Annotated in this window: 10 protein-coding genes and 1 pseudogene; 4 read left to right on the top strand and 7 right to left on the bottom strand. The window is 54.8% G+C overall.

The window, feature by feature from the left end; genetic code table 11:
• Window positions 1-44 precede the first annotated feature (44 nt).
• The gene (locus tag LDN30_RS02140) at window positions 45-3,398 is read right to left on the bottom strand and encodes an MGH1-like glycoside hydrolase domain-containing protein (RefSeq protein WP_223929417.1); all 3,354 of its coding nucleotides are present in this window, start codon (window positions 3,396-3,398) and stop codon (window positions 45-47) included.
• Between the two features lie 33 nt (window positions 3,399-3,431).
• Window positions 3,432-4,346: pseudogene (locus LDN30_RS16605) on the bottom strand (glycoside hydrolase family 43 protein); the annotation flags it as partial.
• A gap of 516 nt (window positions 4,347-4,862) precedes the next feature.
• On the opposite strand from LDN30_RS16605, the gene LDN30_RS02135 reads away from it, so the two are divergent.
• Window positions 4,863-6,233, top strand: coding sequence for a glycoside hydrolase family 28 protein (locus LDN30_RS02135; RefSeq protein ID WP_223928605.1), 1,371 nt, complete (start codon window positions 4,863-4,865; stop codon window positions 6,231-6,233).
• Window positions 6,214-8,439: a DUF5703 domain-containing protein gene (locus LDN30_RS02130; protein WP_223928604.1), complete on the top strand. Its 2,226-nt coding sequence runs from the start codon at window positions 6,214-6,216 to the stop codon at window positions 8,437-8,439. Before LDN30_RS02135 ends, LDN30_RS02130 begins: the two co-directional genes overlap by 20 nt.
• A gap of 253 nt (window positions 8,440-8,692) precedes the next feature.
• Here LDN30_RS02130 and LDN30_RS02125 read toward each other — a convergent pair whose 3' ends face one another.
• The 5 genes from LDN30_RS02125 to LDN30_RS02105 all read right to left on the bottom strand — a co-directional run bounded on the left by LDN30_RS02125 (window position 8,693) and on the right by LDN30_RS02105 (window position 15,363).
• Window positions 8,693-9,289 carry an RNA polymerase sigma factor gene (locus LDN30_RS02125; protein ID WP_223924955.1) on the bottom strand — a complete coding sequence of 199 codons (597 nt, stop codon included), beginning with the start codon at window positions 9,287-9,289 and terminating at the stop codon, window positions 8,693-8,695.
• A 136-nt stretch (window positions 9,290-9,425) separates the two neighbouring features.
• Complete coding sequence (locus LDN30_RS02120) at window positions 9,426-9,668, bottom strand: hypothetical protein (protein ID WP_223924953.1); 243 nt, start codon at window positions 9,666-9,668, stop codon at window positions 9,426-9,428.
• Window positions 9,669-9,844: 176 nt separating this feature from the next.
• Entirely contained in the window at window positions 9,845-12,940 is a 3,096-nt protein-coding gene (locus LDN30_RS02115) for a DUF6298 domain-containing protein (protein WP_223928603.1), read from the bottom strand.
• A 38-nt stretch (window positions 12,941-12,978) separates the two neighbouring features.
• Complete coding sequence (locus tag LDN30_RS02110; protein WP_223928602.1) at window positions 12,979-13,608, bottom strand: DUF3826 domain-containing protein; 630 nt, start codon at window positions 13,606-13,608, stop codon at window positions 12,979-12,981.
• Between the two features lie 9 nt (window positions 13,609-13,617).
• Window positions 13,618-15,363: a polysaccharide lyase gene (locus tag LDN30_RS02105; protein WP_223928601.1), complete on the bottom strand. Its 1,746-nt coding sequence runs from the start codon at window positions 15,361-15,363 to the stop codon at window positions 13,618-13,620.
• Between the two features lie 195 nt (window positions 15,364-15,558).
• Between LDN30_RS02105 and LDN30_RS02100 the strand changes: the two genes are divergently transcribed.
• The gene (locus tag LDN30_RS02100) at window positions 15,559-16,620 is read left to right on the top strand and encodes a hypothetical protein (protein WP_223928600.1); all 1,062 of its coding nucleotides are present in this window, start codon (window positions 15,559-15,561) and stop codon (window positions 16,618-16,620) included.
• Window positions 16,621-17,221: 601 nt separating this feature from the next.
• On the top strand, window positions 17,222-20,008 hold the full coding sequence (locus LDN30_RS02095; protein WP_223928599.1) for a hypothetical protein: 2,787 nt from the start codon (window positions 17,222-17,224) through the stop codon (window positions 20,006-20,008).
• Window positions 20,009-20,063: the final 55 nt, after the last annotated feature.

Here is a 20,063-nt window from a genome sequence, read left to right as displayed (position 1 = left end):
CAATTGAAACGGCAATCCGCTCCGATTATTTTAGCATCATCCCATCATTCATGCAGCACCGCTTTCAGTTCACCAATATCCTTTCGCGAGGCCATCCGCCGACCGTCGACGAGCAGGGTCAGTCCCACACCCACATGGTAACGGCTGCCGTCTTTATCCCAAACGATGGTGACATCATGACCGTGGTATCTGACCTTATCGAGGCAGAAATAATCCCATTTGCCCGCGGGCAGCAACGGATTGACCACAATCGTGTCGCCGGCGGAGGGCCTCAGACCGCACAGTCCGGTGATAATCAAATCGTTGAACGTAGAGTGATTGTAATAGCGGGAGCGCTCCCTGTCACCCATCAGCCACGCTCCGGTGGTCTCGTCGAGATACTCTCCGATGTAAGGCCGACCCCTATGGCTCTGACTTTCGACATATTTCTTCATATTGTCGAAGTAAACCTCACGCCAGAACTGTTCCCCTCTATCCATCATTTTGGCCGATTCCATCGGTCGGACACGATAGTCGTTGAGCCAGTTAGCCATAGCCGTGAGAGTCTGTGAGGACGCAAAGGGCCACACAGCCCCATCCCATTCGCACTTCCCCACGCCGTGGGAGCGGAACCGCGGGTGCCGTTGCTCAGCGGTGGTAATGCCGTAGGGAGCACAGAAGCCGCTGTCGCTGACGAGCTGGAGCCACGCCGCGGCGTCGCGTCCGTTGTCGGCGGCAGCACCGAAATACCACGGCAGGAATCCAATCTCCTCCCGCACATGCGCCGACGAGTCGCCGACGACAACGCCACCGGCCCCGCCGACGGGCTTACGGACCTCATAGAAACGGGCATCGGCATCCCAAAGACGGGTGCGGATGAGGGTGCGGAGAGTGTCGGCGAGACAGGAGTAGCGTTGGGCCGCGTCGTTGTCGCCGGCCAGACGGGCTGCGGCAGCAATGGCCTCAGCATTGCCGTACATGTAGCTGTTGATGCTCGGACGCGCGTTTTTCTCCCGTCGTCCGCCACTGATCGTCTCCTCCATAGCATCGCGGACGTCGTACTGCCAGTACAATCCCTTCCCCGAAGGAGTGGTCCAGCGATGGTTGTCCCAGTCGGAGAACTGCCTTTCCATTCGCGGCAGCAAGCTGACGAGTGAGTCCTTACGGCCGTCGACCATATAGCGCTGGACGATGGCGTAGGGTGTCCACTGGCTGTAGAAGTTCAGTTTCCGCATCGGCTCGCCACCGTTACCATAGTACCACGTGTGGATAATGCCGTCGAGGAACTCGGGATTGCGAATCCACCGGCTCTCCATAATATGGTGACCTAAGGCCGACGAGATGAGATTGTACTTGTCGGCATAGCTCCTCGGCACGAGAAACTCGGTCATGGCGTAGCCCACGGGCGTTTTCTCGATGTGCTTGCGGAGGGTCCACCAGCGGTAGTACCACATCGTCTCAAACTGCTTGTCGGGACATTCAAAGAGCGGAATGTTGCTTTTCATCCATTTCCAGGAGTCGTTGTTGGGTATCGCCTGAGCTATATTCTCATCCTCCATAGCATTGAAAAAGTCGACATAATGGGCGAATTCATCGGTTCTGAGCACCGCAGCCCCAGCGTCATCCGACATGTCGCGGGTCACGAAATTGGCTATCCGGTACACCGCCACGGTATCGCTGTCGCCCGCTCCGGCCAAATTGCCATACCAGTCGGCGGGAGTATCGACAGTGGGCGAATAGCGGTCGGCACCGGTCCGGAACGTTATCCGCTCCACATCGTGAACGGGATTGAAGAACATCCGCTGCACACGCTTGTCGCCGACGGCTATTGTCAGCTGCCGCTTGGCAGTGTTCAGCGTGATGTCGAGGTGGTAAGTATTGTCGGGCTTGTAGCTCATAACATTGGCATAGCGGGCTCCGTCCTTAACACGGATGCGGCCGTCGGCGGTGAATTCGATTCGCGAGCATGCCGTTCCCTGTTCGTCCTTGAACTCGATCTGGAGCTGTCCGTTGTGGTTCTGGGCCGGTTTGAGGTCGAAAGCCACATTCAACAGCTTCGTCGGCGGCACCTTTCTCTCGGCCACGGCATAGTCGAAAGGATCGGCATCGGCAAGCTTCAGCCACTTCCCGTCGAGCGTTACGGGAGCCATCAGGGGTGAATAGATATTCCACGACCGCAGGTCCTCCATCGACTTATAGGCGCTGAAGTCGTCGTGAGCCTGCTCCGTGGCCGTCGTCAGGACGGGCACCGGGACATGCGCCACCCATATATCTTCCTTGTTCATCGAGTAAGCGACCCACAGATCGCTGTCGGCCGGTACCCCGTTGCCCTCCTGGATGCCACGCACATACTGCGGTCCGCGACTCTTGTAGTTGCCGCCATAGCGCATCGGGGGCACCTCACCGCAGACGAGATTCAGCGTCGTGTAGTCGAGACCGTCGCTGCTCAGCGATATTCCCAAGGGCCACCGGAACTCCGCCGGGTTGTAAACGGTGGCATAGGTGCCGTCAGTCAGCCGTTGCCCCCATATCTTCGCGTTGCTGTTGACGAACCCCGGCGCACGTTGCGTCAGCGACCACGACCGTCCGCCGTCGCGGCTGACAGAGGTCAGGGCGTGTTTCCACAGAGCCACAAGGGTGCCGTCGCGGAGGGTATAGTCGTTGTAAGCCTTATAGCCGTTGGGCACGGGGATAAGGGAATCGTTGCGGTCGGCCTCCTCCACCCACTGCATACGGTAGCGGGGATTGGCCAAAATCTCCTCACAGGCCTTGCGCACCCGCCGTGGCGCATGGCGGTAGTTGGGATAGGCGGTGTTGCGTTCGTTGAAGCCGTGGTTATAATATATGAAGTAGATGGGGCCGAGACTGCCGTCCTTCCTCACCTCGCGGACGACACGTCCGATGCCGTTGCCGTCGTTGGGATCGTCCTTTCTGTCGAGGGCAACACCATAATTGCCCATGGCGAGGAGTATGCCGTCGGTGGAGACATACCACCCCACGCGCTGGTGCATGATGGCTTTCAGCGGCCGCTGCTTGTAGGCATCGGGGTACTGGAGCGATGGATTGGGCTTATAATTAGGTTTCGAGAACCATTCCGGCACGTCGTAGGTGGGGAAGAGCTCTACGGGATTGGTCCAGTGATAGCCGTCAGTGGAGGTCTGCATCATCGTATGCGATGGCGGCACATGCTCCTCGGCGGGGTCGGAAAGGTAGTGGACGTAGAACCTACCGTTCCAATATGCCATCATCGGCTGGTGGTTGTAGGTCCACCCATTGCCGTTGGCAGCGGTGGGATGTTCGCGGTTGGCACGCAGGATTTGGATGTTGTGGACACCGACGACGGGCGACAGCCGACCGTCATGGCGTGTGGCATCGGCGATGGTCGAGCCCGAATAGTGAACACGGTAGGGCTCGAGCATCAGTCTAAGGGCATGCTCCGGCACCCGGAAGATGGTGCCGTGCTTATGTCCTACGGGCACATCAACGGCATCGGACACATCCTTAAACTCGATGAAATCGCGGGTAAAGGCGGCTCCGAAGCGCTTTTTGCCATAATCATCGTAGTAGACGAGCCATCCGTTACCGATGGGATTGCCGTCGGGGAGGGCTGTCACCGTAGGTCCTTCGGTGAACTTGGCGGTGAAAGGTGCCGACGCCGACGACCACGGACCGAGCGGATCACGGGCGAAGGCCACACGGAGGTCGCGCTCGGGACGGGTGTTATCCTTGAAGACCATGACATAATCGTCGTCGCCACGCTGCATAATTGTGGCATCGATGCTACTGAAACCGGGGTCGTAGAGGAGCTTGCCGGGGGTGAAGGAGCGGAAATCCTTCGTCGTAGAGTAGTAAAGGCGCTGGTTGTTGTCGTGCTTTTCCTGTCCGTCGGGGAACCGTCCGGGCACACACGAGCTCCACACGACCATGGCCTGCTGCCGCTTGGAGTCCCAGAAGAGCTCGGGAGCCCAGACGTTGACAGTCGTGGTGTCGGGCATGACGCTGACGAATTTCACATCGGTCCAGTGCATGAGATCGCGGCTTTCGGCATAGCCAAAGCCACGGTCACCACGCCACGAGCAGGTCCACACGAGGCGATAGATGCCGTCGGGGGTGCGGATGATGGAGGGATCGCGCAGCACTTTCTGCTTGCCGACACGTGGTTCGAGGAAGATATCGGGCATCGACTTCCAGTGGATGGCATCATCGCTGTAGATAAAACGGAGGCCGTCGGTGGCCGGTTCGTTGAACGATGTCGACACGTAATACTCCTTCTCCTTCACAGTCGCATGCTTTCCGGTGGCTGGTCCGGCCACGGATGTCAGCGACAAGAGCAGACAAATAACTGTTATTAGCGGTTTCCTATACATTATATATAATTACTCCATCTTTATAAATGGACGAAAGAGAAGCGGAATTGTAACAGACGAACGGAGCCGAATAGTCTCTCCGGACCATCTTCCGGCCATATTGGCGGGACCGGAAGCCGGCTCTGGGACAACGGAACCAGCATAATCTGATGCGCTTTTGCCCACGGTAATTTAGTAAAAATAATTCAAACAGAGCATCGCAAAGACCCGTCCTCGCAACGGATTGTGTTTCAACGGCTTACAATACATGCCATTTTGCGTTGCGAAACGGGCCGTTTTAGAAGCCAAAACGGACCGTTTCAGGAGACGAAACGGCCCGTTTCGCAACGCAAAATGGCATGTATTGGATTGCTGTAAATATATTTCGCATTTTTAACCGGGAAAAAACAGAGTCATCGGGAAACAAATCGGCGAAAACGTTTTGTCATTTAATTCGTTTAGATTAACTTTGTAGGCCGACAAACTCTTACCGAATTAATCCGAAAACTATATAGAACATAACTAAAACAAAATCAGATGCGAAAAGTCTTTATACTCCTTTCATTATTGGTCGTGGGCATATTCGCCGCCAAGGCTGATGCTCCCGAATGGCAGACAACGTACAAACAGGTGGAATCGTCGATGAAATCGCCGGTTTTTAACGGTCGGACCTATATCATAACAAAGTTCGGGGCGAGCACCAAAGCCTCCGCGGCACAAAACCAGAAAGCCATAAACAAGGCCATAGCCACATGCTCACGGAAAGGCGGAGGGCGCGTGGTGGTGCCCGCGGGAACATGGAACACGGGGGCACTGACGCTGAAGAGTGGTGTCAACTTGGTGGTGGAGAAGGACGCACGGCTTGTCTTCGCATTCGACACAAGTCTGTATCCGCTGGTCCGCACCCGCTGGGAGGGTATGGACTGCTACAACTACCAGCCATGCATCTACGGCAATAATGTCAGCAACGTGGGCATCACGGGCGAAGGAACCATCGACGGCGGAGCATCGAACGACGCATGGTGGTTCATGACGGGTGTGGAGCGATTCGGCTATAAGGACGGTCGGGAGAACTGCAAGTACACCGGCGCGAGAAACAAACTGCTGAAAATGGTTGCCTACGGGGTGCCACTCAAGGAGCGGATCTTCGGGAAAGGCTATGGACTGCGGCCGCAACTGATAAACATTATAGACGGTCAGAACATCATCATCGAGGGAGTCACGCTGCTCCGGTCACCGTTCTGGGTCATCCATCCGGTATTCTGTAAGAATCTGACCGTAAGGAACGTACACGTATGGAACGAGGGACCTAACGGCGACGGCTGCGATCCGGAGAGCTGCGACGGCGTACTCATCGAGGGCTGCCGGTTCCACACCGGCGACGACTGCATAGCCATCAAGAGCGGACGCAACCAGGACGGACGCTCCGACGGACGGCCATCGCAGAACATTATAGTCAGAAACTGCGACATGGAGGACGGTCACGGCGGTGTCGTCGTGGGCTCGGAGATTGCCGCAGGGGTGAGAAATGTATTCGTGGAGAACTGCCGCATGGACTCGAAAAACCTCGAAAGGGTTATCAGGATAAAGTCGAACCCCTGCCGCGGTGGTACGACGGAGAATATCTTCGTGAGGAACGTAAAGGTAGGAAGGTGCAAGGAGGCTGTGCTGAAGATTAACCTCGACTACGACCCTAAGGAGCAGTGCTGCCGCGATTTTCCGCCAACGGTACATAATGTCTGGGTGGAGAACAGCACCTGCGAGGAGAGCGAAAATGGCGTTTTCATCGTGGGATTGGCCGATAATGACAATGTTTACGACATACACGTGAGGAACTGCAAATTCGACGGGATAAAGAATCAGACGATAAAGGTTACGGGGAAGGCTCATGGACTGTATTTTGAATAAGCTGCTGACGGCCGTTTTCCTGGTTTTGTCGGTGTCGGCAACGGCGAAGGACGGCCGCGGCTATATTCCCGACGACTACTCATGGACGACGCAGAGCAGCAACAGCAGTGGGTCGATGCCTTGCGGCGGCGGGTCGATAGGACTGAACGTGTGGGTTGAGAACGGCGACCTGATGTTCTACGCCCAAAGGAGCGGGACCTTCGACGAGAACAATACGATGCTGAAGGCAGGACGCTACAGGCTGCGGCTATATGACGCCAGGAATCAAAAAAGCAATGGTAAAAACGGCAACGGGAAGGTGAGTGTCTTCGACAGCAGGTCGTTCCGCCAGACACTTCATGTCTACGACGGTTATGTGAGCGTAGCGACGGATAAGGTAAACGTCAGCATCTGGGTCGACGTTTTCCGTCCGGTGATTCACGTCGACATCCACGGCCGTGGCTTCACGGGCACCGTGAGCTATGAGTCGTGGCGATACCGCGACCGCGAAATACGCAAGATGGAATGCCAGCAGTGCAGCTATAAATTCGGAAAGGTACCGGGGCTGAAGACCACCGCCGACAGCATACAACCTTATGCGAACGGGGTCTGGGCATACCACGAAAACGGCGATTCCACCGTCTTTGATGCCACAGCCATTGAGCAGGACTTAGGCAGCGAGCGGAGCCGGACGTTCAACCCCATAGGGCGGCTCGTGTCGGGAGGTCTTTTAGTGTGTCCCGATTTCCGGTTCAGTGGTACCGGCGACGGCATCTATGCCTCCACCGACTACCGGAGCTGGAATTTCACGACGACGAAGGTGCTGACGCGGACGCAGATTCTCATCGCTCTCGACGACACGCAAGACGGTGTCGATGCTTTCAAGCGGCAGATTAGGGCTCTCGTCAGCGGCAGCAAGAGGACGAAAGCGGACGAGTCGCGACAGTGGTGGCATGCTTTCTGGCAACGCAGCCACATCCGCGCTACGGGTGAGGCGGCAGCGATAACGCGCAACTACACGCTCTTCAGATATATGCTCGGGTGCAATGCTTACGGCAAATGGCCCACGAAATTCAACGGAGGACTGTTCACTTTCGACCCCGTTTATGTCGACAAGCGATATCCTTTCACTCCCGACTTCAGACGATGGGGCGGCGGCACATTCACGGCTCAGAACCAACGGCTCGTTTATTGGGGAATGGTCAAGAGCGGCGACTACGACATGCTGAGGACGCAACTGGACTTCTACAAGCGCATCCTGCCCACGGCAATGCTGAGGGTGAGGACATACTGGGGTCACGGTGGGGCAAACTTCACGGAGCAGATAGAGAACTTCGGACTGTCGAATATCGATGAATACGGCAAAAAACGACCGACGGACTACGACAGAGGGGTCGACTACAATGCGTGGCTCGAATATACCTGGGATACTGTCCTGGAGTTTTGCGGGATGGCTTTGGACGCAAACAGAAACGGAAATATGAACATCAGCGACTATATTCCGATGATAAAGGAGAGCGTGAGGTTCTTCGACGAGCACTATCAGTGGCAGGCGCGGAAGATGGGACGGAAGACTCTCGACGGCGACGGCCACCTTATTATATATCCGGGGTCGGGATGCGAGACGTTCAAGATGGCCTACAATCCGGCAAATACGGTGGCGGCAATGAGGGTGGTAGCCACGAAACTGTGTGACTATCTGACCGTTAACCACGCCGACAGCTCTACGATAGCTTACTTCAGGGGTGTCGTCGGCAGAGTGCCGCCAATCCCGACAAGAATCATCGACGGCCATAAGGTGATAGCTCCGGCAATGGTCTGGGCGAGAATAAACAACCGTGAACTGCCTCAGCTCTACCCCGTGTTTCCGTGGCATTGCTACGGCGTGGGCCTCGACTCACTGCAAACGGCCGTCAATACGTGGAAGTTAGACCCTTACGTGCAGCAGTTCAAGGGCGTAACGAGCTGGGAGCAAGCAAATATCTTTGCCGCCGACTTAGGGCTGACCGACGAGGCCGCCACGCTGAACACAGCCAAGTTGAAGGACGGTCCCTACCGTTTTCCGGCTTTCTGGGGTCCCGGTCACGACTGGGCACCGGACCATAACTGGGGCGGAAGCGGGATGATTGGACTTCAGGAGATGCTCTTGCAGCGCGATGCTGAGGGCCGACGGATCCTCAAACCGGCGTGGCCGGAGAAGTGGGACGTGGATTTTAAATTGAATTAGACGTTTAAACGGACTCCTGCATAGACTCTTACCGAAAGAAAAACAATTCGAACGGTCTGTCGCTTAGACTGTTACAGAAAGGAGAAGCGATTTGAATGGACTGTTACATGGATTGTCGCAGAAGGAAAAAGCCGTTTAAACAGATATTGACAAGGACGATTTCAAAATGAATCAGCCCTGAAAGCTGAAGAGCGGGAGGACTGATTCATTTTGTTTTTTCGTTATACTGATGCAGGAAAATGGCTGTGGGGACTCAGAAAGAACGGGCTCCCGTGAGTTTCATCTGGCGGAAAGTCTCCGACGAGCGCAGCTTCATCATACCACGGTGTACGAGGTTGCGGACGCATGGATAGTTCATCTGGAGAATCTGGCAGATTTCATCGTACTTCTTCTGCTCTATGAAATAAAGGTTGAAAGCCTTGCGCTGACGGGGTGTGAGCTCGGCAAAGAGCTTGCTGACATCGGCATGAAGGATGCTGTCGTCCTCCTGACGGATAAACAAATCCTCAGCACTGTCGTCGCTTCTCCGCATCTTATTGTCGTTGATGGGGGTGTCGGTGCTGAACGAACCGCGCCGAAACTCATCGGTGAGACGATTACGGAGGGAGATAAATAGGTAGCTGCTGACCTTGCTTATCTTACTTGTCTTGCACTTGACAAGGAGCTTCACGAATACGTCATGAACACAATCCCTGACCATTTCCTTATCGGAGGTGAGACACATGCCGTAGTTCAGCAGTGCCACGGCATACATATTATATAGTGACGAGAAAGCTTTCTCGTCTCCATTGCGATAATCATCGATCAAGCGCAATGCCATTTCCTCTTTTGCAACAGTATTTAAATCCATGAGCTTGTTTTAGTTTTTAGCTTAGTGTAGGTTGATTTGATTCTGTTGCAAAGATAGGAAAAAAGTGCGTTTCGATGTGGAAAAATCAGGTTTTAAAATGGGAAAAACTGGTAAAAACGACTAAATAATACCATTTTCAGTCGGAAAGTGAGGTCTGAATGCGTTTTTTCAAGCCATCGATCTCAGCATCGCTGAACTGGCATTCCATCTCGTCAAGATGCAGCAAGAGGTACTTCGACCGCAATACGGCATCCTTCTCTTCGGGTCGACGGGCTATATAGCCACGCCAATAGTTCAACTGCGAGGGTGTGCCCTCGAAGACAAACCGAATGAAATCGGCATCTTTGATGTAGCGGAGTATGTCGTCGTTGATTGTCATGACGTAGCTGTTATTATTTTGTTAAAATTATCTTTATATGCTATTAAATGCGGCTTAATCTGGTCTTTCATGCATTTTAATCTGTGATTTAATGCATTCTAAGCAGCGGTTGATTGCATCATAACACGTAAATCATTGCATTTTCATCTGCAAATCATCACATTTAAATCTGCGGTTCACTTTGTTTTTGTCAGCCAATAGATGCCGCGATTGAAGTCGGCGGCTCCGTTTTTAATTGTAATCTTTGTCGGACGGCCGACGATTCCGGTCTTTTCGTCGATCTTTCTGACGGCAAAGGTACCGTCAGACAGTCCCCTCGCAATGTAGACCTGGTCGGTATCGACATATATTACGCAGTCGCCGGCGGTATTCATGATAACGTATGAGCCATCGGTCGAAACCGCCGGATTCATCGTCGCGACAGCTTTGAGGAAAGCATCGTCGCGGACCGGAATAGCGGGACAGCTGCCACCGGCCATGAGAACCGCCCACCCGAACTGGTCGTAAGCGTTGGCATAATAGACAACGGCCTTGTCGGGCCACTGCGAACGGCACTCGACGACACTACGGTAGACATCGGCGAAAGTCACCTTTCCGGGCCGCAACCGGCGCAGATACTGTCGCGGGGCGATATTCTTACCGCCTTCCGGAGCATAGAGCCCTTTCTTATTATACCACCATTGCTCTATATTTATGATGTCGACAGCCCCTGCCGATACCGAATCCTGCATGACCGAATCCTGCACATCCTTATTAGCGGCGAGCGCGACGAGCACATGCCGACCCGTCTGAGCCTCCCAGTCGGCGATGGTATGGAGCCAGAAAACAGTGAAATGGTACGGTCCGGTGTACTCTTCTCCGATGGAATGGATGATATTTGGCTCTCCGGCGAAGGCCGAAAGCATATTCTTGATATAATGAGAATGCAACCGCGCCATCGTTGGATTGGCCGTATCGTAGAAATATTCGGCCATATAGACGCGCTTGTCACCAATGAACGGCACCGGCTCAGGGAACGCGGTAGAGTTTAAGTTGTTCACCGGTCGCCACGGACAGTCCACCCAATGGGCTCCGGCCTCAAGGATATTATGCTGGAAATAGTGCTGGTTGAGGATAACGATGCCGTCGGACGACGTTGCCTCGGCAAGGCTCTTGACGCGATAAACATACCACTGGTTGAGTCGGCTGAGGTCATACTTGCTCAGTCCGTCCCACGCATGGCCCTCTCCGCTGCGCGCTATCGTCTGCTCATAGAATGGAGCCCACACGTCGCCATCGCGCCGACGGATGCGCTCATGGTCGTCGCGGCGACGGTCATACCATAGTCCGTAGTTCTGATTAAAGAGCGCAATATGGTGCATTTTCAGGTGAGCAGCAACGCTGTCGATACGCGTTGTCGTTCCCTGACCCTCCATTCCGGGTACGAAACGGGTGACGGCATCGGCAATTTTAGGGAAAGCCGAGTAGCGCACGCGTCCGTTCCACCATGGGGTATTCTGTCTTCCGCCGACTATCAGACGCCCGTTCATAACGAGTTTTCCACCGACAACGGCATAATTGTCGGCCGTTTTACCGTTTTGATCGGTTGAATTCAGACTTCCATTATGATTTTTTCCTTGTACAGCAAGGTCTTTATTACTCTTTTGAGCAGTTGAGTTCTGGTCTCCGCGGCTACCTCTCAGCACGAACGAAGGCAACGGAGTAGCGACCGGAGCCGACAGTTTAGCACTGTCAATCCACGATTTCATCGTTATTCGGGGCACCTTTGCGATGTCCGCCATCATCCTTGCCTCAGCGGGAGTAGGATTGTTGCTGACTGAGTTTAGGCTCCTCTCGAGTACGCGGCAGACCTTTCCTGCCGTCGCACTGTCCGTTCTCGCGGCGAGCTGAGCCCAGAACAAGCTCCACGGCTTTACGTGATCGTTGAGTTCGGAGAACGACCCCGTGCCGTTGAACTGACCCCAGCAGCCCCGGACAACGTTGCCGCTGCCGTCGGGAACGCTATCGGCAAAGATGCCGGAAGCAGTACACTGATAAGCCGTTCCGTTCGACGAAGTCCATCCCGAGCCATATCCCTCAAGACCGCGGAACCCGAGATTTATGTCGTTTCCATCGATATTTACGCAGTCGAGGAGCAGTCCTGTGCACCAAGGGCCTAAGGAACCGCTGAAGCCCAGCGACTCGTAGCTGTCGCACTGGGAGAAGACGTTAGGTCCGGCGGCACACAACCCCACAGCGAAGTCGTGGATGCCATGTTCCGAATAGAGCCGTTGGAAGAGACAGCACTCACCCATACAATAGAATGTCCGGCGACGATAGCCTCCTATCTCCGATACCGGCTGCGTCGACTCACAATCCTCCACCGTCACCTGCGAGGCCGACCGCTGGACGACAACTGCCGACCCCGCAAGATGGCGGAAGTCGACCATGCGCACCCAGCAGTCGGTAGCATTGGCCACATAGACCCCGTCCCAAGCGTGGTTCTCATCCTTCGGGTTCGAGCTGTCGGTAGCGCAGTCGATTGTCAGGTTCTCTATTCCAGAGTTTTTCAGTCTTCCGTCGGCCTTAATCCGCATCAGACGGACGTGTCCCAACTGCTCCGGCGTCATGGTGAGAGGCACGTCAAACCCGATGAAACCGCCGTTTTTGGCGTTCAGCACACCTCCGTTTTGATTCTCAGACGTCCCGACAGCCGTTACCGTCCGGGTCCATTGCACATCTATTTCGCCCGGATGCCAACCCCAATAGCCAAGGTCTCCGCCACCGCCAAAGTTGTCGCAGCCTAAGAGATGAATCCATTGTTTTGTCGAAGGACGCACCACCACGACCCTGTCGCCGACCCTCACGTCGGACAAGGGGATGCTGTCGCCGGTGACGATACCACTCTTTCCTTCGATATAAACCACCGCACCACGGTCTACACCTTTCTTATATAGTACCGTTGCCTGCCTCCCCGCACCACGGATAACGATGCCGTCGGCACTGAGGCGCAGAGGTTCGGAGAGTTCGAATCTACCCTTGCCGAGGAGGATGGCACCCCTCAGCCCCGTCCGTCTGTCGGCTTTCCGACGCGCAACAGCATCGATGGCGGCCTGGATGCGCGCACTCTGGTCACCCGGTTGCCAGTCGACGAACATCACGACCGGGGCATCGGGAATCGTCTGCGCCGACTGTTTGTATCCCACCTGGGAATAACCGAAGGGCACAGTGTAAGCATCCGACGACACGACGGTCAGCACACAGAACAATAACAGGGATAGAATCTTTCGCATTTTTCGTTCGGCAGGATTTACTTTTTGTCTTTTTCAGACTATTTTTTATTTCCTTTCAACTGATTTTTCTGTTTCGAAGCCTCGATGCGTTTGTACCATGCCTCACGCTCAGCCTTTAGGTCGTAGCCACGGCGAGTAAGCCAATTGTTGATTCGTCCCTTGTATTTTCCGAACCAGCCATGCTTCGATTTAGCGTCGGGAGCGTCGATGGCAAACTCACGGGCCTCCTTGAGCCAGTTGAGAATCTGCAGTTTCTCACAGTCCTTGAGTGTCGGAATCATCTCGAGATGAGCCTGATACGTCTTCGGCACCACCCCGAACGTCATTCCGTCCTTAACCTTCTCTATCTGACTGTCGTCGAGATAGTTGGCCAGGTCGGCTGCAAACTCGAAGTGATGCTTGTAGAGTTCGGCGTCGCGCTGGGTAGGATCAGTGTACTTACTGTCTATATCGTTAATCTTGAAGTAGCGGTTGCAGACGATGTTCAGCACATTAGCGTACTTCGCCTTGTCGGTAATGTTCAGCGCGTCGACAATCTTCCGACTCCTGTTCACAATCGTTGTGACATACGCGGCACTGCGCCCGGCACTGTCGAGAGCCACATCCTGCGCGGCGGCTGCCAAGAAGCAGCCGACGCAACAGGCTATAGTCAATAATATCCGTTTCATATCAGCACATTAGTCCACGCCTCCACGCTCCTCGAGAGTGTCGTGGTTGTTCTTCAAGTCGGTCCAGTCGACCTTCTTCTTAGTATCGATACCGTTGATGTACTTCTCGATATTGGTGTAGCCGTCGCCGTTGATGTCGCCGTTGGCGTCCGTCGGGTCGTTGGGGTTCAGGCCGTTGGCAATCTCCCAGTCGTCAGGCATGCCGTCGCCATCGCTGTCCTTGCGTGGTTTTCCCTTATATTTCGGGTAGCCACCCATCTGCCGTGGGTCGGTGATAATGCCGAGTTTATAGGAGTCGTTGCCGAGACGGCGGTACTTGAAGAGTCCGTCGGCGTTCTTCGACTTGTCGGCGAGGCCCCATGTGTCGCCGTAAGGATTATCCTTCGGGAGCTTGTCGACATAGTAAGGTTTTCCCGTCCGCACCTCGTCGACAACCCTCTGGTCGATGATATCGCGCTTTGGCAGGGTGGCTCCGACATGAGAGAGGACATAGTCGAAGGTCTGCTCCTTAGGCAGGATGGTCACTGTCGGCATCGGGAACGGCTCGTCCGACCGCATCAGTGCCTTTATCGTGTCGGGGAAGTTGTTGTAACCGTTGATTTTATCGCCAATCTGCACACCGCCGTCCCAGTTGTCATTCGTCACGCGGTCGTTGCCTTCGATGATATTTCCGTTGGCATATACACGTCCATACTGAGGATAGGGGAAGAGCTTTCCGCTGCGGCTCTCCGACTTTACGATTCTCCATCCCACCGGCTGGTCCTTAGGTGTGACGGGTCCCGGCTTATAATAGTTGTTGATGAAGTTCGACATCGTCGAATATTCGCCGCCGTCGGCAGTGCGGTGCATCCAGTTGTAGACGATATTATTGATGAAGTTGAACACCCCACCCCATCCTATCGACGGGTTGCGGCCCGTGTTGTCGGCCCAGAGATTGCGCATGAACGTCGTGTTCTCGCCGCCGATTGTAGAGCCGAAAGCATGATTATAAGTGTCGAGTGCCTTCGCCGAGATAGTATTCTGGATAGTCACGTTCACGGTCGGTTCCTTTCTCTTTCCGAATTTATCGCCCAATGAGAACATGTGGCGGTAGAAAGAGATGTTCTCGTCGAGTCCCCACTCACACGAGCAATGGTCGATCATGATGTTCCCCACGGGGTTGCCGCCGAAGGAGTCCTCCCGATACCACACATGGGTGTTGCCCCGGCGGAAGCGCATGTGGCGAACAATGACATCGTGGGTATCGACCTGGAAGCTCTCACCACCGATGCAAACGCCGTCGCCCGGTGCCGTCTGTCCGGCTATAGTAATATAAGGTGCACGGACAATGATTGGCGTTTTCAGCATTATCACGCCGCTGACGTTGAACACGACGATACGGGCGCCACCCTGCTCGCAGGCCCAGCGGAACGAGCCGGGACCGTCGTCGTTGAGGTTGGTGACCACAATCACCTTACCACCGCGGCCTCCCGCTGTGTACATGCCGCCGCCCTCAGCACCGGGGAAAGCCGGAATCTTGGCCTGCTTGAGGTCGTAAGGACGGAAAGCCCATGGCACATAAGGCCGTCCGTGCATAGCTTCTTCTTTGACGATTGGGAACGCCACGGCCCAGGCACTGTCGCTATGGGCTGTCCATTCAGCCTGGAGCGCATCGAATTTAGCTTGGGCCTCCGGTGTTATGGAGGGATATTGCGCATTGGCAGTCATGGCGACGGCCAACGAACAATAAGCGGTAAGCAATAACTTTGATTTCATAGTTTAAGCGATTTTGTTTTCTTTAATGACGTACCGGAGCCACTTTTGTAACGCCACGAAACGGTAAAAGACTGTCTGAGAGTCAACGAAGAACCGCCATGAGCCCACAAATGATAAAAAAGATGAACTTCATGATTACGCCACCGTCCTTAGTCCGTCATAAAGGAAAATAACTAATTCAAACCAAAAAAGCTTATGAACAGAATTATTACCCTTGCAGCTGTAGCCCTGATGGCTATGAGCGCCAATGCACAAACCGAAAGTTGGAATGCTGTTGCAGCCGACGGCACCATCGACTCACAGTTCGGTGCTGATGGAGCATGGAACAACGACCTGACCCTCAACCCCACATCGAACGTCACAGTCCACTTCCTTTCGAGCGGAAACCCCATAGAGGTAGAGAAGAGCGGAGCCTGGGCCACCGTCTGCCCCACTCAGGAGCAATGGCCCAACTACTCGGAGGCTTCCTACAAAACAGAGAATATCATGGTCGACAGTGTTGACGCCACGGGAGCACAGGTAGGCAAGCGCTTCTATGCTGTACATGGATCAGGAGTCCCATATACCATGTTCGTCGGCGAGGAGCAGATGAAGGACGATGCCCCAACGGGCTTCTGGTATGTGAAATCGCAGGAGATCGGTGCCGACGACGGTAACGGCGGCACTAACACCACCGGCTACAAGTACTACGCTCCGGACGGTTCGAAGGGCGTACCTACCCACGGTTTCTTCGTCGAGATTACTCCTAAGGTGGCTGGACAGATGAAGGTGGGTTTCTGGGCCAACAAAGGCGGCGGCCGCAAGCTCTACATCGTCGACAAGGCTACAGGAAAAGCCCTCGACCCGGCTACCGACTACCATGCTGAGGGATGGGTGCAGAACGTCAAGGACGCTGCCGGCAACATGATATATGAGAAGCCGATGCCTATCACCGACTACTGTTTCGCAGGTCAGTTCCACACAGGAACATTCGACGACAATGGTGAGGAGAAGGTCGTCGAGATTGCCAACCAGCGCAAGGTGGGTTATCTCGTATGGAACGTGGAGGCCAACAAGACCTACATGCTCTTCGGAAACAACTGGCAGTTTGGTTTCCAGGGCTACGAGTTCACCACCGGAACAACAGGTATCAGCGAGGTCAGCACCACCGCAACGGTCGCTGCCAACGCTCCTATCTACAATCTCGCAGGACAGAAGGTAACGAAATCGTATAAGGGTGTGGTCATCCAGAACGGCAAGAAATTCGTCCAGAAATAACGATTTCATCGGTTCGCGCTGACCGTCAGGACCATCCGACAGCTGCGGCTGACGGGTTTCTCGCTACGGCCGCGACCGGACAATATGACAAGGGCATTGGATCACGTATCCAATGCCCTTGTTTCGTTACGGTCGGAAAGAGGGAATTTCTCTTCGGCGGAGGGGACAATGTGATTCTTTCTGACCGAAATACCATCACCACACAGCACGCATTTAATGTAAATTTATTTCAAAGCACAATACAAAATTTACCCCGTTTGTAAATCGCTGAGTACCAGCCAGTTGACAATACATGCCATTTGGCGTTCTAAAACAGGCCGTTTGAGGCTCTAAAACGGACCGTTTCATCGTGCAAAACAGGCCGTTTCGCAACGCCATTTGGCCCATATTGAAATGGTGTAAGGATTTTTCAGAAATGGAAATGCAATCGGAGGGTAACAGATTACGTATCTTGTTATCTGGATTCTTGGACCTTGAATCATCCTTAAATAATTGATTCAGTGAGATTTTTACGGGAGAAAGCAGGCAAGAAAATGCAGGTTTCGGCGTTTTACTATTACAAAACCGGGGGATAATCGTCTGATTAATAAAGTAGTATAGCATGAAGAGAATCCTATTCCTTAGCAGTCTGCTGATGGCTACCGCCACTGTTCAGGCTCAGAAAATCGACTTCGACATGGCCGGGCGCCAACCGTCGGAGGTCACCGAGGACGGCTACACCGGATGGTCTGTGGCCGGAGCCACCGACACGAAGACTGTCGACGGCATTACGTTCACTATCGAGGCTGCGGGCGGTGCCAACATGTTGCGGCCGCAGTGGAGCAAGGCCGACGTCAAGTCGGGGAAGGCCGACCTGAAGCTTCTCGGCGACGGTGTGGCCGCTTTCATCGCTGATGCCGACGGCAACACGCCGATACTCACCGACAAGAGTGTAGCTGTGAAGGTGACAATCAGCGGTCTCAGTGCCGGCCATCATACCATCCAGGCCTATCACAACGGGGTTAACGGCTACAAGAATCTTGCTCCCATCGACGTGAGCGTCAACGGACGGACGGTCGAGACGGGTGTGGCTCAGTCGGCAAACGCACAGACTGCCGCCGACGCCGGCATGAGCTACGTAAGCGTCGAGGCCACCGCGGGCGCCGATGTCGTTATCGTCTACAAGAGTGTTCCAGTCAGTGGTCAGACTTACGGGGCCACGAATGTATATCTCAACGGCATTGTCCTCGACGAGGTCAATACGCGAATGATGGCTCAGACACCATCGCCGGCCGACAAGGATTATCACTTCGATGCCGACACTGGGCACGCAACGCTGTCGTGGACGGCTGCCAATGGGGCCACACGCCATCACATTTTCTTCGGCACCGATGCCTCAGCGATGCGCGAAATTGCCACAACGACGCAGCCGAACTACACCGTTGACGGTCTCAGTCATAAGCTGACATACTTCTGGCGCGTCGACGAGGAAATCGACGGAAATACTTATACGGGTGCGACATGGACGTTCCGGCCGCGCCATCTGGCGTTCCCCGGTGCTGAAGGCTACGGCCGCTGGGCCATCGGCGGGCGTGGCGGTGTGGTCTATCACGTCACCACGCTTGCCGACAACGGCGACGACAGTAATCCCGTCGAGGGCTCGCTGCGCTACGGAATAAAGAAGGTGAGCGGACCGCGGACCATCGTCTTCGATGTCGGCGGCATCATCCACCTGAAGAGCAGGCTGACATGCGCCGACAAATATGTGACGATAGCGGGACAGACGGCACCAGGCAAGGGCATCATGCTCGCCACATGTCCCTTCGGTATGGCCAGCGACGGACAGACACGGTTCCTGCGCATGGGTCTCGGCCATAAGAAACTCGTCAACGGAGTCATTCCCGGCACACGCAACGGCGAGAGCTACGGCAGTGAGGCCGGAACGTCGTACGAGACCACCGTCGACGGTATCGACGGCATGGGCATGGCCGGCAACAACTTCTCCATCATGGACCACTGCTCCATCTCGTGGACCATCGACGAGGCATTCTCATCGCGCAGCGCACAGAACGTGACACTCCAGCGCACCCTTATCTCGGAAGCACTCAACGAGGCCGGTCACCCGAACTATGAGGCGGGCAAGTGTCACGGTTTCGCAGCCACCATCGGCGGTGGCGAGATGCTCTCGACGCTGTCGGTGGGCTCCTATCACCATAATCTCTTAGCGCACAACGAGGGACGCAACTGGAGCATCAGCGGTGGTCTCGATGCGTCGGGCAGCTACGACGGTCACCACGACATATTTAATAATGTGGTATACAACTGGGGCGGACGCGCCACCGACGGTGGGTCGCACGAGATAAACTTCGTGGGCAACTACTACAAGATGGGGCCGGCAACGACACAGAAGAAGCTTCTCCGACTGCAGCTCGAGGGTACCGGAAAGGGCACTCAGAGCGCGTATGTCAAGGGGAACATCCGTCAGGCCAAGGACAACGGAGCTCTCACCACCGACAAGGAGGGTGACACGTATGCCTACGAACTTTCTCACGGACAGAAGCTTACATGGCAGCCGTTCGTCGCCGAGCCGTTCTTCGACAGTCAGGCTACGGTCGAGACGGCGCTCGCGGCATATAAGAATGTGCTCTCCGATGTGGGTGCCAACGAGCCTTTCATGACCAATCACGACCGCAGAATGGTCAGCGAGACGATAAGCGGAACGGTATCGACAAAGGGCAGCCGCAGCGGCAAACCAGGACTCATCGACTCGGAGGAGGACACGGGATGTGAGGGTTTCGACGGTCTCGGCCTCACCGAGGTGCACCGTCCCGACGGCTATGACGACGATGGCGACGGCATGCCGTACTGGTGGGAGATGGCTGTGGGCACCGATCCGGAGGTCGCCGACAACAACGGCGACGACGACGGCGACGGTTACACTAATCTTGAGGATTATCTAAACTGGATGGCCTGCCCCCACTTCACAATCAACGAGCACGAGACGGTCACCATAGACATGAAGGAATATTTCCGCGGATACAATAATCAGCCTTCGTTCAGCATCAGAACGGAAGGCAATGTGAGATATTCCGATAAGGGGAATGGTGTCGTCGACTTCGAGAGGAGCACCGGCGAGGCTATGCCTTTGGCCGCAGCCGTGGTGACAGCCACCGATGCCGACAATGCGGGACAGTACACCCGCACGTTCAACTTCTATCTTCCGCCGACGGGAACGGGCATCAGCGCAAAGCAAAAGACTCCGAAGCCGACACGATACGAGGTGTACAATCTGGCCGGAATGAAGGTGGCCGACGGCAAGTCGGTCAAGGGTCTGCGACCGGGAACGTACATCGTCAAGGGAATCTGCGGCGCAATGACCGTTAAAACCTATAAAACAGTTGAAAAGTAACAAAAAAGACAGGCTGCCTGTTAAAATAACATAAACATCAAGCGCAAAGTTACCA

It is taken from the genome of Prevotella lacticifex, from assembly GCF_019973375.1.
GTDB lineage: Bacteria > Bacteroidota > Bacteroidia > Bacteroidales > Bacteroidaceae > Prevotella > Prevotella lacticifex.
Note: the sequence above shows the minus strand (reverse complement) of the source record. Positions and strands in the feature narration are given on the sequence as shown.

Coding starts and splice junctions, on each gene's coding strand:
- LDN30_RS02125 (WP_223924955.1), bottom strand. CDS start 9,289: ATGGATTTAAATACTGTTGCAAAAGAGGAAATGGCATTGCGCTTGATC.
- LDN30_RS02130 (WP_223928604.1), top strand. CDS start 6,214: ATGGACTGTATTTTGAATAAGCTGCTGACGGCCGTTTTCCTGGTTTTG.
- LDN30_RS02110 (WP_223928602.1), bottom strand. CDS start 13,608: ATGAAACGGATATTATTGACTATAGCCTGTTGCGTCGGCTGCTTCTTG.
- LDN30_RS02140 (WP_223929417.1), bottom strand. CDS start 3,398: ATGCTCGAGCCCTACCGTGTTCACTATTCGGGCTCGACCATCGCCGAT.
- LDN30_RS02100 (WP_223928600.1), top strand. CDS start 15,559: ATGAACAGAATTATTACCCTTGCAGCTGTAGCCCTGATGGCTATGAGC.
- LDN30_RS02115 (WP_223928603.1), bottom strand. CDS start 12,940: ATGCGAAAGATTCTATCCCTGTTATTGTTCTGTGTGCTGACCGTCGTG.
- LDN30_RS02105 (WP_223928601.1), bottom strand. CDS start 15,363: ATGAAATCAAAGTTATTGCTTACCGCTTATTGTTCGTTGGCCGTCGCC.
- LDN30_RS02135 (WP_223928605.1), top strand. CDS start 4,863: ATGCGAAAAGTCTTTATACTCCTTTCATTATTGGTCGTGGGCATATTC.
- LDN30_RS02095 (WP_223928599.1), top strand. CDS start 17,222: ATGAAGAGAATCCTATTCCTTAGCAGTCTGCTGATGGCTACCGCCACT.
- LDN30_RS02120 (WP_223924953.1), bottom strand. CDS start 9,668: ATGACAATCAACGACGACATACTCCGCTACATCAAAGATGCCGATTTC.